Source organism: Gemmatimonadaceae bacterium, assembly GCA_040882285.1.
Taxonomy (GTDB): domain Bacteria; phylum Gemmatimonadota; class Gemmatimonadetes; order Gemmatimonadales; family Gemmatimonadaceae; genus JACDCY01.
In genome coordinates, this window is record JBBEBQ010000009.1 from 15,170 (window position 1) to 31,332 (window position 16,163).

General features: G+C 66.0%; 12 protein-coding genes. 8 read left to right on the top strand and 4 right to left on the bottom strand.

Annotated features, from left to right (window positions below):
- Positions 1-13: 13 nt before the first annotated feature.
- Positions 14-1,645 carry an alpha-amylase family glycosyl hydrolase gene (locus tag WEA80_05530; GenBank protein MEX1186028.1) on the bottom strand — a complete coding sequence of 544 codons (1,632 nt, stop codon included), beginning with the start codon at positions 1,643-1,645 and terminating at the stop codon, positions 14-16.
- Positions 1,646-1,659: 14 nt separating this feature from the next.
- The gene (locus tag WEA80_05535; GenBank protein MEX1186029.1) at positions 1,660-4,188 is read right to left on the bottom strand and encodes a hypothetical protein; all 2,529 of its coding nucleotides are present in this window, start codon (positions 4,186-4,188) and stop codon (positions 1,660-1,662) included.
- A gap of 41 nt (positions 4,189-4,229) precedes the next feature.
- Between WEA80_05535 and WEA80_05540 the strand changes: the two genes are divergently transcribed.
- Genes WEA80_05540 through ugpC form a run of 7 tightly spaced genes read left to right on the top strand, consistent with a single transcriptional unit; the run spans position 4,230 to position 12,811 of the window.
- The gene (locus WEA80_05540; GenBank protein MEX1186030.1) at positions 4,230-5,300 is read left to right on the top strand and encodes a glycoside hydrolase family 130 protein; all 1,071 of its coding nucleotides are present in this window, start codon (positions 4,230-4,232) and stop codon (positions 5,298-5,300) included.
- Positions 5,297-6,472: a hypothetical protein gene (locus tag WEA80_05545; protein MEX1186031.1), complete on the top strand. Its 1,176-nt coding sequence runs from the start codon at positions 5,297-5,299 to the stop codon at positions 6,470-6,472. The genes WEA80_05540 and WEA80_05545 overlap by 4 nt, the downstream gene beginning before the upstream one ends.
- Positions 6,469-7,455 carry a hypothetical protein gene (locus WEA80_05550; protein ID MEX1186032.1) on the top strand — a complete coding sequence of 329 codons (987 nt, stop codon included), beginning with the start codon at positions 6,469-6,471 and terminating at the stop codon, positions 7,453-7,455. The genes WEA80_05545 and WEA80_05550 overlap by 4 nt, the downstream gene beginning before the upstream one ends.
- An 8-nt stretch (positions 7,456-7,463) precedes the next feature.
- The gene (locus WEA80_05555; GenBank protein MEX1186033.1) at positions 7,464-10,052 is read left to right on the top strand and encodes an extracellular solute-binding protein; all 2,589 of its coding nucleotides are present in this window, start codon (positions 7,464-7,466) and stop codon (positions 10,050-10,052) included.
- The gene (locus WEA80_05560; protein ID MEX1186034.1) at positions 10,042-10,905 is read left to right on the top strand and encodes a sugar ABC transporter permease; all 864 of its coding nucleotides are present in this window, start codon (positions 10,042-10,044) and stop codon (positions 10,903-10,905) included. The genes WEA80_05555 and WEA80_05560 overlap by 11 nt, the downstream gene beginning before the upstream one ends.
- Positions 10,902-11,717 (top strand): carbohydrate ABC transporter permease, encoded by an 816-nt coding sequence (locus WEA80_05565; protein MEX1186035.1) that lies wholly within the window; start codon positions 10,902-10,904, stop codon positions 11,715-11,717. Before WEA80_05560 ends, WEA80_05565 begins: the two co-directional genes overlap by 4 nt.
- Entirely contained in the window at positions 11,717-12,811 is a 1,095-nt protein-coding gene (ugpC, locus tag WEA80_05570; GenBank protein MEX1186036.1) for a sn-glycerol-3-phosphate ABC transporter ATP-binding protein UgpC, read from the top strand. Before WEA80_05565 ends, ugpC begins: the two co-directional genes overlap by 1 nt.
- A gap of 118 nt (positions 12,812-12,929) precedes the next feature.
- Here the strand turns inward: ugpC and WEA80_05575 are convergent, their stop codons facing one another.
- Positions 12,930-13,577 carry a hypothetical protein gene (locus WEA80_05575; GenBank protein MEX1186037.1) on the bottom strand — a complete coding sequence of 216 codons (648 nt, stop codon included), beginning with the start codon at positions 13,575-13,577 and terminating at the stop codon, positions 12,930-12,932.
- Positions 13,578-13,734: 157 nt separating this feature from the next.
- Here WEA80_05575 and WEA80_05580 point away from each other — a divergent pair, with 157 nt between their 5' ends.
- Positions 13,735-14,439 (top strand): gluconate 2-dehydrogenase subunit 3 family protein, encoded by a 705-nt coding sequence (locus WEA80_05580; protein ID MEX1186038.1) that lies wholly within the window; start codon positions 13,735-13,737, stop codon positions 14,437-14,439.
- Here WEA80_05580 and treF read toward each other — a convergent pair.
- Entirely contained in the window at positions 14,327-16,099 is a 1,773-nt protein-coding gene (gene treF, locus WEA80_05585) for an alpha,alpha-trehalase TreF (protein MEX1186039.1), read from the bottom strand. The two genes, WEA80_05580 and treF, sit on opposite strands and share 113 nt — an antisense overlap.
- Positions 16,100-16,163: the final 64 nt, after the last annotated feature.

The following is a 16,163-nucleotide window of genomic DNA, read 5'->3' on the forward strand; positions in this document are numbered from 1 at the left end:
GAAAACTTCGGGATTAGTCCGTTTGGGAAAGGTCAAGTATATAGCTGCCGAACGGCTCCAGCGGAGGAAGGCGGAGCGAATGCGGGAGCTGTCCGTTTTTCCGTACGCAGAAGCGCGCTGTTCCGTCACCGCCCGCGAGCGGGCGCCCCACGTAGCATCCCGACGCAACAACGCTCTCGTCTGACCGCAACGTCGGCCCCTCGATGCGCTTCGGGGTGAGATTAGCGACGACGAGCGCCGTGCCATCCGGCGCCCGGCGAAGGTAAGCGAGCGCGCCCTCCGCATTCGTAGCGACGGGAACGAAGTCGCCGGAGCCGAGCGCGGAGTGCGCCGCGCGCAGATGAATCAATCGCCGATGGTGGTTGAGCAGCGACGCCCGATCGCTGTCCTGCGCCTCCACATTGGCGGTGAGGGAGTCGGACTGGAGCGGCTCCCATGGCGTGCCGGTCGTAAAGCCGGCTGCCCGCCGCATCGCCCAGTGCATCGGCGTACGCAAGCGCTGGTCGGGCTTCGATCCGGTCATTCCCAGCTCCTCGCCGTAATAAAGGAAGGGAAAACCGGGCAGCGTGAGCAGCAGCGTCGCTGCCAGCCGCGCCCGGGCCGCGTCGCCCCGGAGCTCGGTCATCGTGCGGGTCTGGTCGTGATTTCTGAGGAACGGCGACCAGCGTCCGGGTGGCAGGTCGCGCTGTGCGCGCAGCACCGCGGCGACAAGCCGGTCTTTCGATCCGGACCGCACGGCATCGATGAGCGCGTCAGCTACGTCGAATATGAAGTACGCGTCGAGCTGATCCGGATAGTACTTGAGGATCGCGCCCGTGCTGTCCCACACCTCGCCGATCGTGAATGCAGCGGACGAGATGCGCCGCACTGCGGCGGCGTAGTCGCGCAGCCAGGGATGCGTGGCCGGAGCGTGCCGCAGAGTGTCTCCCGACTCGAAAAAGTGCGCTACGGCATCGAGCCGAAAGCCGTCCACTCCCATCTCGTCGAGCCAGTAGCGCGCGATGTTCTCCGCCTCCGCGCGCACCTCAGGATTGCCAAGATTGAGGTCGGGCATCCCGCTCCAGAACAAGCCGTAGTAATACTCCTCACGCCCGGGCGCCCGGTGCCAGACGGGCGCGTCCCATCCCTTCAGGACGGGGAGCGTGGGCGACCAGACGTACCAGTCGCGGTACGGCGAAGAAGGATCGAGCAGCGCGGACTTGAAGTGGGGATGCTCCGCGGAGCTGTGGTTGAGCACGAGATCGACCAGCACCCGTATGCCGCGCCTGTGCGCCTCGGCTACGAGCATCCTGAAATCCGCGTTCGTCCCGTACTCCCTGTTGACCTCGTAATAGTTGGTGACGTCGTAGCCGTGGTAGCTGGGCGACTGCGCCACCGGCATGAGCCAGATGCAACTGGCTCCGAGGTCCCGGTGCACTGCGGGGTCGCCGTCGTTGACGTAATCGAGCTTTTGCGTGAGCCCGCGGAGGTCGCCTACTCCGTCGCCATCGCTGTCGTAGAAAGACCGGACGAATATCTCGTAGCACACGCCGCCGCGCGCCCAGTCCTGACCGCCGGCCGTCGCCGGCGGCTGCGCGTCGAGAGACAGGCCACCGAGGAGCACGAGCGCCGCGCACGCGGAAAACACTCTCGCCGTCGAGCTCATGCGGATGTCGCCGATCAGTTCCCCGGGGCCGGCGCCAGCCGCGAGAGCACGAACTGCACGGCGAGATCGGTGACGTTCCAGAGCTGGATGTCGGTGCTCGCCCCGTAGCGGATCGGCACGAGCCGGCCGCCGACGATCTCGTAGCTCCACAGCTCGTTGTGCTTCAACCCCGACGCTTCCACCGCGGCGGTGGTGTGGCGCAGCGCATCGCGCAGTGTCCCGACGTACGCTGCGACAGCTGCGCTCGCGAGTTGCCCGTCGCGGTCGGCTACAGAGGAGATCTGCTGCGCCAGGCCAAGCGTCAGGAGGTTGACCTCCCGGCCCCACACGACGCGCGGAGAATGGTATCTGTCCCGATGGAACGCTGCCCACACCTCCGGCGACGCATAGGCATCATTGGCCACGACAGGCCCGAGGCCGTCGATCAGGAGACCGACGGGATACGCGCGCATGACAGCGGCGACGTCGCGTAACACACGCGCACGCGTATTTGGCCTGGCGCCCGCGCGATCGTTCAGGAAAAGCCACGTTGCCGGATCGGTGTTCACGACGGGGATCGGGCGGCCGGCGGAATCCAGGGAGATCGCCAGGAACTCCAGCGGCTCGCTGTCTGCCCGCGACAACGCGAGAGCGGCGCTCCAATACGCTCGCTCCTCCGCGGAAAGCGATTCCAGCTTGCGCGCGATCCGCGCGCTCACATCTGCGGCCGGCAGCGACACCTCGAAATGCCGCGCGGCGCCCTCCCAGACGCGCACCGCGGACTCCAGAGAGTCCGGGTATCGCGCGAAGCGAGCGAGAGCGGCATGTCCCGAGCTGGCGGCCAGCCGGGCGGTCAGCTCGCTGTCCACCCCGATCTCACGAAGCGCGCCGAAAATCGTGGCGATGGATTCGAGCGCGCGCGGCACCCAGATGGCGTTGATGTCCATGGCGAACCTGCCGTTCGCATAGCCGACGTTGCTGTCGCGCCAGCTGACCGGCCGCCACCGCGCGGAGTCGAGCCTTGGCGACGCCACGAGGTTCTGCACCGAGGGCTCGCGCGCGTACGGCGCGGCGAGCGTGGCGACGAGCCCGAGCTCGCGAAACAGGAGCGCTATGCGCGAGCCCCGACCGTCGGAAGAGTCCATGAGGAAGTCGCGCTTCCGGCGCGCGGACACCGAATCGCTGGCGAGATAGCGCGCGACGAGCACCGGCAGCTGGAACTCGTCGTCCAGCATGTGATAGTTCTCCCGCACGCGCTGCAGATTCCCGAGCAGCTCGTGCGCACGCGCCAGCGAGCTGTCCGCCGCCGGGCGGTCGCCGCTGCGCGACAGCTGGAAATACCGCGCGAGATGAGCGTTGTATTCCTCGGCGTTCTCCCGGATCGCCTGTCCGCCGAGCGCCTCCTCGTGGCTCACGTCTCCCGCGGGCCCAAGCTTTCTCAGCACGCTCGCGATGACGTGCTCGGACATCGCCGCCGACCACACCGGCTGCATCATCAGCGCGGCCATCAACATGTCGCGGCCGAAGTACGTGCCGTAGTTCGGCATCCCTGCCATCAGCTTCTCTTGCGCACTCAGCAGCTCGACGCTGCGAATGTCGCGCTCGAGTCGACGGAACTGGGCGATCGTGGCTTCGCCCGCGGGGCCGCGCGCTGATCCGGCGGCCTTTGCGCTGTCCGCGGCCGCGCGCTCGCGGCTCACGAACCGCAGGAAGTCGGCGTTGAATATCTCGTCCCTCGCGAGCGGGGTGAGCGACGGCGCGTCGGTGGAGACGCGAACGGTGAATCGGACGGCGTTGCCGTTTCGCGCGCGCAGCGTCAGGGTCGACGAAGACACCGCCATCTCGGTTTCACCGGGATCGACCTCCAGCTCGAGCCGCAGATGCGTCTTGTCGTCCAGCGACGGCTGCGTGACGCTCACGCCGCGAGGCGTGTTCCCCCCCAGCGTCGTTACGGCCGGCTGCAACCGCGCTCGCAGCTCGTCGAGGTCACGGGCGGCGAGCATGCGCAGATGATGCGAGCGCTCCCGAGCGGGCAGCCGCTCGACGTTCGCGACCACCTCCTCCAGCACCGGAAGCCGGAAGGTCGCGCTCCCGAACGGCTCCAGATGCCGACCAGAATACTGCAGGTCTCTCTCGACGCGCATCGACCCGAGCAGCGTCCAGCCTATCTGCACGACCGGCGCGTCGGCGGTGAGCCGATATTCGATTGACCGGTAAGCGCCGGACCTGGAGACCGACGCGCCCGGTGATGCCCAATCCACCCGCAACGGTTTTCCGGCCGCATCACGCACGGTGAATCCGACGCTCTCGTTCAGCGCGTCGGCGAGAACATTGACGACCCGCCCCGACGCGGCATCCAGGTACACCTGCACGACGTTCCCCGTCGCGTCGCGGAAGAATCGGGTCCGGTAGCCGCGATACGCGGCAGAGTCGTCGAGCCCCGCTTCCGGAAATTCGAGCACCGGCTCGATGGGGCGTGACTGCGCGAGCGTCGTTGCCGGGCCGAGGGCGGCGACCGCCGTCGCGATGGCGGTCACGCTACGCGCTATTTTTATCGTCAGCATCTGGCGGTTTCCTGGTTTTCCATTCAGCCCGGGTTCGCGAAATGGTCGGCATTCCCCGCCGGGCTTCGGAAAACCCGATCCTCACTCCCGCGATGGTCCAACCATCCGCGCCGGGGCTGCACGTTGTGGGGGTTTTCAATCCGGCCGTAATCCGCCATCAGAACGAGGTCGTCCTCCTGCTGCGGGTGGCCGAGGCTTCCGACCGAATGTCGGAATCCGAGATCGCGGCGCTGATCTACAATCCGCACTCCGGCAACCTGGAAGTCAAGCAATGGCGACGGGACACGCCGGGGCTCGATGCGAGCGATCCACGGGTAGTGGTCGTCGGCGGCCGCATGTGGCTGACATCTCTCTCGCATCTCCGTGTGGCTCGCTCGACCGACGGAATCCATTTCGAGATCGAGCCGGTCCCCGCCATGTCGCCGGCAACGCCGTATGAGTCGTATGGGTTGGAGGATCCGCGCATCACGCTCATGGCCGGCACTTACTGGATCAACTACAGCGCTGTCTCGCCCCATGGGGTTGCCACGGCCCTCGCGTCCACCACGGATTTCATGACGTTCCAGCGGCACGGTATCATCTTCGCGCCCCCGAACAAGAACGTCGCGATTTTTCCGGAGAAGATCGGCGGTCGATACGCCGCGCTCCACAGGCCGATGGCCGAAGGACTCGGCCCGCCTGCAATCTGGACGGCGTCGTCGGCCGACCTGATGTCGTGGGGAGAGCACCGCCTCGTCGCGGCCGCGCGCGACGGGTACTGGGACGACGCGAAGGTCGGCGCAGGCGCGGTTCCCTTTCGCGTGAAAGTTGGAACCAATGATGCGTGGCTCGCGATCTATCACGGGGTCACTGCGTCGCCGCTCACTTACTCGCTGGGTGCGCTGCTGCTCGACGCGGCCGACCCGGGACGGGTGATCGCGCGCTCCCGCGAGCCGCTGCTTCGGCCGGAGCAGCCGTACGAGCAGGAGGGATTCTTCGGCGGCGTGGTGTTCACCTGCGGCGCGCTGCCCGAAGGCGACCTCGTGCGCGTCTATTACGGCGCGGCGGATGGCGTGACGGCCGTGGCGGATCTTTCGCTCGACGCCATCCTCGCGGGCCTGTCGAGCCCGTGACGCTCGAACTCGGCGCCAATTACTGGCCACGCCGGAGCGCGATGTACATGTGGAGGGAGTTCGACATCGCGGAGATTCGCGACGAGCTTGCGCATGTAGCCGACATCGGGTTCGACGTAGTGCGTGTGTTCGCGCTCGCGCAGGACTTCCTCCCGCGGCAGGAAACCGTTGCCGCCGACATGATCGCGCGGCTCGTGCAAGTCGTTGAAGCGGCGGGCGACGCGGGGCTCGAGGTCGTGCCCACGCTGATCGTGCTCAACATGAGCGGCCGCATATGGTGGCCCGCGTGGATGCTGGACCCGAACGGCGAAGCGCGCGACCTGTTCTCGGACCCCACCCTGCTGCGGTCGCAGGAGCTGCTCGCCGGCAGCTGCGCGCGCGCCCTGGCAGGACATCCAGCCATCCGCGCGTTCGATATCGCGAACGAGATCGACGATGCGCAGCGCCCGAGCTCCAGACAGGCCGGCAGGCTCTGGACTTCCCTGCTCGCCGACGCGATCAGGCGCGCCGCTCCCGGCATCCCCGTCCGAATCGGCGCGCATCTCCCGTCGCTCACGTCCAGCAACAACATGCGCGTCGACGACCTCGCCGCCGCCACCGATGAAGACGTGATGCACGCGTATCCCCTGTATTGCCGCTCCGCGCGCTCCTTTCTCGATCCCGAGCTGGTTCCCTTCGCGTGCGCGCTGACGGCAGCGCTCTCGGGCCGCGGCCGGCCCGCCATCATGCAGGAGTTCGGGTTGTGCACCGCGCCGCCGGGCAGCGACGGCGTGACGATCACCGACGACTTTCTCGGCCGGCCTCGCACGCAGTATCTGGCGTCCGAAGAAGAAGCGGCGGAGTATTACGCCATGGTCTTGCAGCGGTTGGCGGCCACCGGCGCGGCCGGCGCGTACGCGTGGTGTTACGGAGACTACGATGAGCGGCTCTTCGCCCGACCTCCGTTATCTACGGCGATCCGCGAGCGATCGTTCGGACTCGTGCGCGCCGACGGGAGCGAAAAGCCGGCCGCCGGCGTTATCCGCTCGCTCAGACAGCGGCTCGTCACCGGCTCCCTTGCGCGGGGCGGAGTGCCGGCCGTGCTGGACGTGAGCGCCGACGAGTACTACGCGGCTCCACAGGCACATTTTGACCGATTGTACTCAGCCTGGGTGTCACGGACGCCGACATGATCGTCCCACTGGAGCGACTGCCCACCAATCCTCTGGTGTCCGCTTCCCGGATCCCGTTCGCGCGCGCGAGCGGCGCGTTCAACCCGGGCGTCACGGTCGATCGCGCAAGCGGGCGCGTCGTTCTGCTCGTTCGGGTTTTCGAGGAGGACACGGGTCGCTCATCGATCGCGCTGGCGCTGTCGTCCGACGGCCGCACCGTCGACGAGATTTGGGATCACGCCGTCATCACCCGGGACGCACCGTACGAGGAATGGGGGGTTGAAGACGCACGGATCACGTATCTGGAGGATGATGGGCTGTATGCCATCACCTACACGGGATACTCGGAGGCTGGTCCGCGTGTCTGCCTGATCACTACCGACGACCTGCTCGCTCCTGAGCGGTATCGCCGGTATGGACCGCGCATTGCCGGAGACAACAAGAACTGCGTGCTTTTTCCGGAGAAGGTGGGCGGACAGTATGTCGTGCTCCATCGCCCGATGCCGAACATCGTGTGCGCCAGGCTGACGTCGCTCGAGAGCGAGTGGCCCGCGCGAGGTCAGCCGATCGTTGGACCGCGGGCCGGGACCTGGCGAAGCTCGCGCGTAGGAGCCGGAGCGCCCCCGATCCGCACTGACATTGGCTGGCTCTTTCCATTTCATGGCGCAACATCCGTCGAAGAAGGCAACATCTACTCGATGGGATGGTGCGTGCTCGACCTCGACAATCCGGAAGTTGTCCTGTACGTATCCGAAGCGCCCGCGCTCGTTCCCGAAGCGCCATACGAGATCGAGCTCCGCGACATCCCCCAAGTGGATCCAGCCAACTTCAGAACCGGTGTCCGGGTCGTATTTCCGCAGGGACTCGTGGAGCGAGGCGACGATCTCCTGCTGTATTACGGCGCCGCCGATGTGTCAGTGGCCGGTGCGCGCGTGACGAAGCGTGACCTGGTTGCTTCGCTCGCCGCGGCCATTGAACAGAAGCAGGGCGGCGTGCCGGTATGATCATTCGAGTGGCCAACATCGTGGCAGTACTGTTGGTCGGTCAGCTCATAGCCGGTTGCGGTCGCAAGGCGGACGCCCCCGCCTCCCCTCCGGGTCCCGCGCCGCTGGCCGTCCGTCTGGATTATCTCCAGCACCTCGGGCTCGATGCGGTAGTGAACGGTCGGCCCGTGAGGGTCGTGGCGCTGTACGCTGAAGCCCCCGACTACCGCCCCACGGCATCCCCGCAGCGGGACGGATACGAGGGAATCGCGAGCGTCGACGACGTCGCGCGCGCAGCGATCGTATATCTCCGCTCCTATGAGATGACGGGCGATACTAGCGCGCGCGACGAGGCGCTGGCACTGCTCGCGTTCGTTTCGGCAATGGAGCAGGGCGACGGCGAATTTCTCAACTTCATACACGCAGACGGCCGTCCGAACCGGGAGGCGCCGAGCAGCAGAAAGAGCATGTCGTACTGGGGAGCGCGCAGTCTCTGGGCGCTCGCGGAGGCGGTACGCGTGTTGGGTCCCAACCACGCGCGATTGACAGACCTGCGCCCGATCCTGGACCGCGCGGTGGCGCGAATGAGCCGCGAGGTGAATGCCGGACGGCTGCTCGGCGGATCGGCTACCGCAACCGCCGAAGCGTTGCTGGGACTGCTGGCACTGCAGCGCGCGGAGCCATCGCCGCGCCTTGCCGCGCTCGCCGCGCGCACCGCTGCCCTGCTGGTGCCGCTGTCCGCTGGGAATGCGCAGACTCCACCATGGGGCGCGCGGGTAGATGGTCCGGGTGCCGCGTGGCACGCGTGGGGGTCGCGATCCACCGTAGCATTGGCGGAAGCCGGTCTCGTGTTGAACCGTCCCGAGCTCATCGCAGCGGCCAGGCATGAAGCTGACGCACTTTGGTCGAGATTCCTGCTGGCAGGACAGCCGGCGTCGGAGATCTTGCCCGACGGCGCGACGAAATGGTTTCCACAGATCGCGTACGGCGTAGGCCCTATCGTCGAGGGCTATCTGGCATTGGCGGAGGCGACCGCCGACCGCCGGTACGCGATATTCGCGGGGCTCACGGCCGGTTGGTTTCTCGGCGCCAACGTGGCAGGCGTCAGCATGTATGACGAGACCACAGGCCGCACGTTCGATGGAATTGACGGCGCTTCGCCGGAGAGTGTGAATCGAAATGCCGGCGCCGAGTCCAACATCGAGGCCGTACTGGCGCTGCAAGCCGTCACCAGCAATCCCGACGCAGCTGAGTACCTGCGCTATCGGGCGGTCGGCGCGCCGGCCGCTTCGCTGGCGGGAATCCCGGACCGGCGGGAGTTCGCAGATCCGCACGGCGGCCGCATCGTGCTATCTCGGAGAGAGTCCGGCCTCGACGTGGCCAAGACGTCCGGGACGGCGGATCCGATCACGCTGACCTACTGGCCGGCGGCCAATCCTCCGGAGGTCAGACTTGCGACGCGGCTGGTTGCGCAGTGGAACGCCGAGAATCCCGACGTACAAGTGCGCGTGCAGCCACTGCCCGCCGGCCGCTCGACGGAAGAAGTGCTGCTCGCCGCGATCGTGGCGAAGGCGACGCCGGACGTCAGCTCGAATGTCTCATCGGCGCTGCTGGCGCGGCTGGTTCGTGCCGGAGGCGTGGTGCGGCTGGACGACCGGGTCGCCACGGCCGCGCGCCTGCGGGAGCGAACGACAGACGCGATGCTCGGCACGCTCCGGCTTCCGGATGGTGGAATCTACGCGTTCCCCTGGAAGACGAATCCTGAAATGCTGATGTACAACGTCGACCTGCTCGCGGCCGCGGGGGTCGCCCCGCCGCAGACGCATAGCGAGCTCTTGGATGCATGGCGCCGGCTGGCCCGCGATACCGATGGTGATGGTCGGCTCGACCGCTGGGGGCAGTGGGCGAATCTGAAAACGACCTGGTTCGAGCGTTTTTATGATTTCTACCCGCTGTATCTTGCCAGCGCGGGCGGCCGGACTCTCGTTGCCGACGGCAAGATCACGTTCGACAATGCAGCGGCGGTCGCAGCGTTGGAGCTGTTACGCCGCGGGTTCGCGGAAGGCGTGCTGCCTCGCTCCAATTTCTCGGAGGGCCGCGATCCCTTTGCCGACGGTACCGTCGCGATGAAGATCATCGGTCCGTGGTTCGTGCGGGAGCTGAACGAGCTCAAGGTCCGCGGCCTCCGGTACGACGTGACGCCGGTGCCGGCCGCGGACGGAACCAGTCCCCGGGATCGCTATGCGTTCGCCGACCTGCGGAACATTGCAGTTTTCTCGACGACGCGCCACCCCGACGCGGCCGCGCGGTTCGTCGCGTTTCTCACGTCTCCGGCAGCGGATCGCCTGCTGATCGAGCAGGCGAGCCAATTGCCGTACCGGCGCAGACTCGCCTCGGATCCACGATTCGCGGCGTCGCTGCGGCAGTGGCCCACGCTGGCGACGTTCGCGAGCTACGTCGAGCGGGCGCGCGACATCGACCTCGATCCCGATATCGTCGAGATCTTCGACCTTCTCTCGGAAGCGTACGAGGAGTCCGCGGTCTACGGGAAGGTGCCGGTCCGGCAAGCCCTGGCGAGAGCCGCGGCGGAAGCGAGGAATATTCTGAATGCGCGGTGAACGACGGGCGGGGTCGCTGCTGGCGACGCCGTACGCGCTGTTTCTGCTCGCGTTCGCCGCGTACCCGATTCTGCTGGCGCTGGCGCTCGTTTTCATGCAGTGGGACCTCGTGACGGCTCCTTCGTTCGCCGGGCTCGACAACATCCGACTGCTCGCCGGTGACGGACGCTTTTGGCGCGCAGTCGCCAACACGTTCGTGTTTCTCGCGATTCATGTTCCGCTTCAAATCGCAACCGCCCTGGCGCTTGCCCTCGCTCTCAACCGCCCGCTCGCGTTCCGTTCCTTCTGGCGGGCCACATTCTTCCTCCCCGTCGTCATATCCGGCGCCGTGGTCGCGATCCTTTGGAGTAGTCTCTACGCCACCGACGTCGGGCTGATCAACCGCCTGCTCGTGCAAATCGGGCTGTCGCCCGTGCCGTGGCTCACGGATCCGGCGACGGCCATGCCATCGATCGCAGTGATGGTGACATGGAAGAACGTCGGCTTCTACGTGATCATCTACCTGGCGGGGCTGCAATACATCCCGCGCAGCTGCCACGAGGCGATCGAGATCGAGGGCGCGTCCGCGTGGCAGCGATTCCGGCACCTGACTTTGCCGATGCTGTTGCCGCAGACGATCCTCGTCGTAACGCTCTCGACCATCAACGGCTTCCAGCTGTTCATCGAGCCGTATGTCATGACCGGCGGCGGCCCGCTCCGGCGCACGTACTCGATCGTGCTCTACCTGTACACCAACGCCTTCTCCTATCAGAAGATGGGGTACGCGGCGACAATCGGCGTAGCGCTGGCGCTGATTATCGGCGCGGTGGTCCTCATTCAGCGCCGGATCATGGGCGAGGCACAGGCGCTGTGAGGACGCTCGGACGGATCGCGCTGTATGCGGGATTGACGCTCGCCGCAATCACGTTCATCTACCCGTTTCTGTGGATGGCCTCCACCACGCTCAAGCCGCCGTTCGAGGTCGGTACGCTGGCGCTCATCCCGGACGACGTCACGCTCGACAACTACCGCACGATGTGGGCACGCGCGCCGTTCGGCCGTGCGCTGCTGAACAGCATCTTCGTCGCCGGAACGATCACCGCTTCCGTGCTCGTGCTCGGCTCGATGACCGCCTACGCAATGGCGCGGCTCAACTTCCGCGGACGAGCCGCCCTCAATGCCATCACGATCGCGGTGCTGCTCGTTCCCGGACAGCTGACTCTGATTCCCCTGTACACCTTGATGGTGCAGCTCGGTTGGATCGACACGTACGCCGCGCTCATCGTGCCGTACCTGTTCAACGCAACCGCCATTCTGATGCTGCGGCAGTTCTTCCTGCAGATTCCCGGCTCGCTCATCGACGCCGCGCGGATGGACGGCATGGGTGAGCTTCGCATCCTCTTCACGGTCTTCTGGCCGCTCTCCAAGCCGGTCCTGTCCATCGTGGCGATCTTCACCTTCATGGGATCGTGGAACGAGGTGCTCTGGCCGCTGCTGGTCGTCCGTGAGGAGAGCCTGATGACGCTGCCGCAGCTGCTGACCGTGTTTACGCTTGGCGGCGGCGCGGGATCAATCGGAGTGTCCCTCGCCGCGTCCATGATCCTGGTCGTCCCCGTGGTGGTGGCATACCTGTTTCTGCAGCGGAACTTCATCGACAGCATGGCGACATCGGGGATCAAGGGATAATGGCGTCCGTTTCCTTCGAGCGCGTGTCCAAGCGGTTCGGCGATGTAACCGTCGTCGAGGAGTTCAACCTCGAGGTGGCCGACGGAGAGCTGGTGGTGCTGGTCGGAGGCTCCGGGTCCGGCAAGACGACCATCCTCCGGATGCTCGCTGGACTCGAAGGAGTGACCTCGGGCAGGATTCGCATCGACCAGCGTGACGTGACCGCGCTGCCTCCGCGACAGCGGGACGTGGCGATGGTGTTTCAGGATTACGGGCTGTACCCGCACATGACCGTGGGCGAGAATCTCTCGCTTGGACTCCGTCTCAGAAAAACCCCGCGGGAGGAGATCGGCCGGCGTGTCGAGTGGGCCGCCGGCATATTGGGACTCGCGCAGCTCCTCGATCGCAAGCCGAAGCAGCTCTCCGGCGGGCAGCGACAACGAGTCGCCATGGGACGCGCCATGGTTCGCGAGCCATTGGTGTTTCTGTTCGACGAGCCGCTGTCCAATCTCGATGCGGGACTCCGTGCGCAAATGCGGATCGAGATCGGCGCGCTGCAACGTCGGCTCCGAACCACAACGCTGTACGTGACGCACGACCAGGTGGAAGCGATGACGCTGGGCGACCGCATTGTCGTGCTCGCCAACGGACGCATTCAGCAGGTCGGCACGCCGATCGAGCTTTACCTCACTCCGGTGAACCGGTTCGTCGCCGGCTTTATTGGCACGCCGCCGATGAACTTCGTCGAGGGAGGAGTCGAGCGGGAAGACGGCGGACGGCTCGTGTTCAACGCCGGGGGCGTCCGCCTGCCGCTTCGAGAAAGAGTCGCGCGACCCGGCTCGGCAGAACCTGTGACGCTAGGCATACGGCCGGAGGATCTGCGAGTGGATTTCACCACGGATGGATCAGTTGATGCCGACGGCACTGTCGCCGGGCGGGTCGTCCTCGTCGAACGGCTCGGTGGCACCAGCCACGTTCACATTGACGCTGGATCGCACCGTCTGCTCGCGGCTGTCTCGAGCAACCCGCTGGCGGACGTCGGCGACAGCGTTACGGTCCGAGTGCCGGCGGAGCGGGTCCACCTGTTCGGCGCGGACGGCCGGGCTCTGCACTGAAGGGGTAGCTGATCGCTTGCAACCTTGATCGGATCGCGGGATACCCGCTTTGCTTTGCAATGACGGGGAGACGAGCCAGAGCGCTCATCTCCCCATCATTCTTGCTGACCTACCCTACTTAGCGGATAGGCACCGCGAGCGTGAGCTTGTGCAGCTTGAGCGCACCGCTCTCCATGAAGAGCTCACCGCTGGGCGCGGCGATGATTCCCACTGCGGCGAGATCGACTCGGGGATTGTTCACGAAAACCACCCGACCGTCGTCTCCGCCGCAAGCGCCGGGACCGCAAGTGAGCGAGAAGTTGTACAACAGGTCTAGCTCCCGCGAGCGAAGGCGGAGGCCAACGCTCGGCGACCACTCCATCCAGTCTTCGCGTTGTGTGCGAAAGGTCCGCTGCACATGGTTGGCTTGTTTCAGGCGGTAGTTGATCGCGTACAGCCCGAGTCCCACCTGATAGCCGAACACCGTGTTCCCGTCGCGAATCACGATATCACGTCCCGCGCCAAGGCGCACCTTGACGTTGCTGAATCGGAAGCTGTTATCCACGATTCTTCCGCCGGCCCGAATGGTTCCGCCACCGGTGATGAGCGTGTCGTTCGCCGCGTCAGCCCAGGTTTCCGCGAACATCGGCTCGAAGATCAGATCGGCCGCGAAGGAGGTGCCGCGCACCGAGCGGCCGATCCCCACACCAGCGTTGAAGCTGTACGTGGTGCCTGGATCGCGCGGGATATTCTGAATGACGTAGTTCGGAATCTTGGGATGGGACAAGCGATTCACCGTGCCGAGCCATCCTCACCGATGGCTCCTGCATGACGTCGGCCGCCTGTCAGAATCCATCGCTCACTTATATGGCGCTCACCGCGCGGGCCGCGGACTACGCCGTGGGTGAGCTCAATCGCCGCAACATCTGACCGGAGAGTCGTCGATGACTGCACACGAAAGCGCGAGCGACTACCTGCCGGAGATGATCAACCGCCGCGAGGCGATGCTGCGCGTGACCGCATTGCTCGGCGGAGTCGCGCTGGTCGGCGGGAGTGCGTTGCTCACCGGCTGCAGCGAACAAAATACCGACGCGCCGTTTACCGCCGACGAGATCGCCTTCCTCGACGAGGTGGCGGAAACGATTCTTCCCCAGACCGGCACCCCCGGTGCGAAGGCAGCCAAAGTCGGCGCCTTCATGGCGCTCATCGTGACGGACAGCTACAGCCCGCGCGATCGGAAGGCATTCCGCAAGGGCATGGAAAAGCTGGACCAGGCAACCCGCAGGGCGCACGACGTCTCATTCATGGCCGCGACGCAGGAACAACGGCTCGCTGTGCTCCAGGTCCTCGATCGCGAGCAAAAGCTAGAAAGCGATGCCCGGAAAAAAGAGAGCCTGAAGAAGGCCGAGGTGTTCCTCGCCGACGAGCGCAAGGACAGGGCGCCCGGGTCGGACGCGGGGGTGGCGACGGAGATTACCGCCGACCCGCCTGCGCACTACTTCAGGATGATGAAGGAGCTCGCGCTGCTCGGCTACTTCACGTCGGAGATCGGCTGCACGCAGGGGCAGCGATACGTTGAGTCGCCCGGGCGCTTCGATCCGTGCGTGCCGCATACGCCCGGCGAGAAGGCTTGGGCCCCCCACGCCTGATTGGCCTGCAGCGTAACGCCGCGACGCTTGCGCTCCGCTCCTGGCCTGACAGGGCCAGCGCCACCCCGTTGGACCAGCCGAAGCCATCCTGCGTGGGATACTCGCCGCCGCCAGCCCGCCGGGTCGGATCCGCCACATCGTACTTTTCCGTCATCTTGCCCGTCGCCCGGTACGTGCGGCGATTCAGCGCAAGCCAGCGCTGCCGCGCGGCCGCGGCGAGGTCGTCGTGACCGTACCGGCGCACGCCCTCAATGGCCAGCCACTGCAGGGGCGGCCATCCATTCGGCGAATCCCACTGCTGGCTGGTGCTGATCAGCGTCGTCAAGAATCCGCCGGATTTCAGGAAGTCCCTCTCCAGCCGGGCGGCAACCGCGTTTCCCTGCTCCGCTGTGGCGAGTCCGAAATAAAGCGGAGCGGCTGCGGCCAGAGTCGGGCGATCGGCTACGCGTTCCCCGCTCCTCCACCGAACGTCGTAGAAGAACCCGTCGGCAGAGTCATAGGCCACGGCCAATAAGGCCCGCCGCCGCTCCTGAGCGGCCCGGTCGAACCAGGTCGCCGCCTCCGCGTCACGAGCTTGCGCGCGAAAAGTCCGCAACGCGGCGATCGTGCGCTCGGTGTGATACAGCAGGCTGTTGAGGTCGACGGGGACCAGCTCCGTCGTCTCCAGAGTGCGCAGGTCGCTCGGGTCCCGCATCCAGCGGCTCGAGAAGTCCCAGCCGCTTTCGGCCGTGGCCCGCACGTTTCTGTAGAACGCGCTGCGGGTTGGCCCGGGTAAACCATGACCAAGCTCGTAATCGGGGCGGTATGATTCGGGCCGCGGGTCCGCTCTGTCGTCCCAGTACCGATTCAGCACCGAGCCGTCGAGCAGGCGCACGACACGACGATGTGCCGTACCGGGAGCAGCGCTGGCCGCGCCCTCCATCCAGAAGCGGTGCTCCGCCTCGAGAGCGTCGAGATACCGCAGCGCCTGAGTGGTATCGGTCGCCCGCGCGAAGAGTCCCACCATCGCGGCGAAGAAGGGCGGCTGGCTCCGGCTCAAGTAATACGTCCTATTGCCGTTGGGAATGTGGCCCACTGTCCGGATCAGGTGGGCGAAGTTGTCCAGCATGCTCCGCACGAGATCCGTGCGATCGCTTTCGATCAGTCCCAACATCGTGAAGTAAGAATCCCAGTAATACACCTCGCGGAAGCGGCCGCCGGGAACGACGTACGCGTTCGGCAGAGGGATCAGCGACGAGCGGTCGTCCAGATTGTCCGCGGCGCGAGTGAGAACCGGCCAGAGGGCGCTAATGTGCTCCTCCATGGTCCGCGAGGTATCCGTCCGAAAACCCTCTCCGACCGCGCGCGGGATCTCGAAGTACCGCTCCACGAACGTCCGGAGGCTGAAGCCTGAAGAATCTTTCGCGGTGGAATAGCGCGCGACGATCTCCGCCGGAGCCAGAAGCGCACGGGCGTCAACGAAGGTCTTGGAGTCCGGAAACAGGCCCGCAAGCTGGACGTCGTGGAATAGCGGCCCCAGCTCCCGCGACGGGTCGTAGTAGACGCCGGAATTCCGGGGGACAGCTGACGTGCTGACGGGAGCGCTGGTCGTGCAGGCGGCCAGCAGCACCGCGCTCGCTACGAGTGCGGTCGTCCGTGCCCAGATTTGCCGCGAGATCATATTCATCCTCTGAAATAGAGCCACACCATCAGGACGCAGGCCACCAGCCCGATGCTGAGGAGCC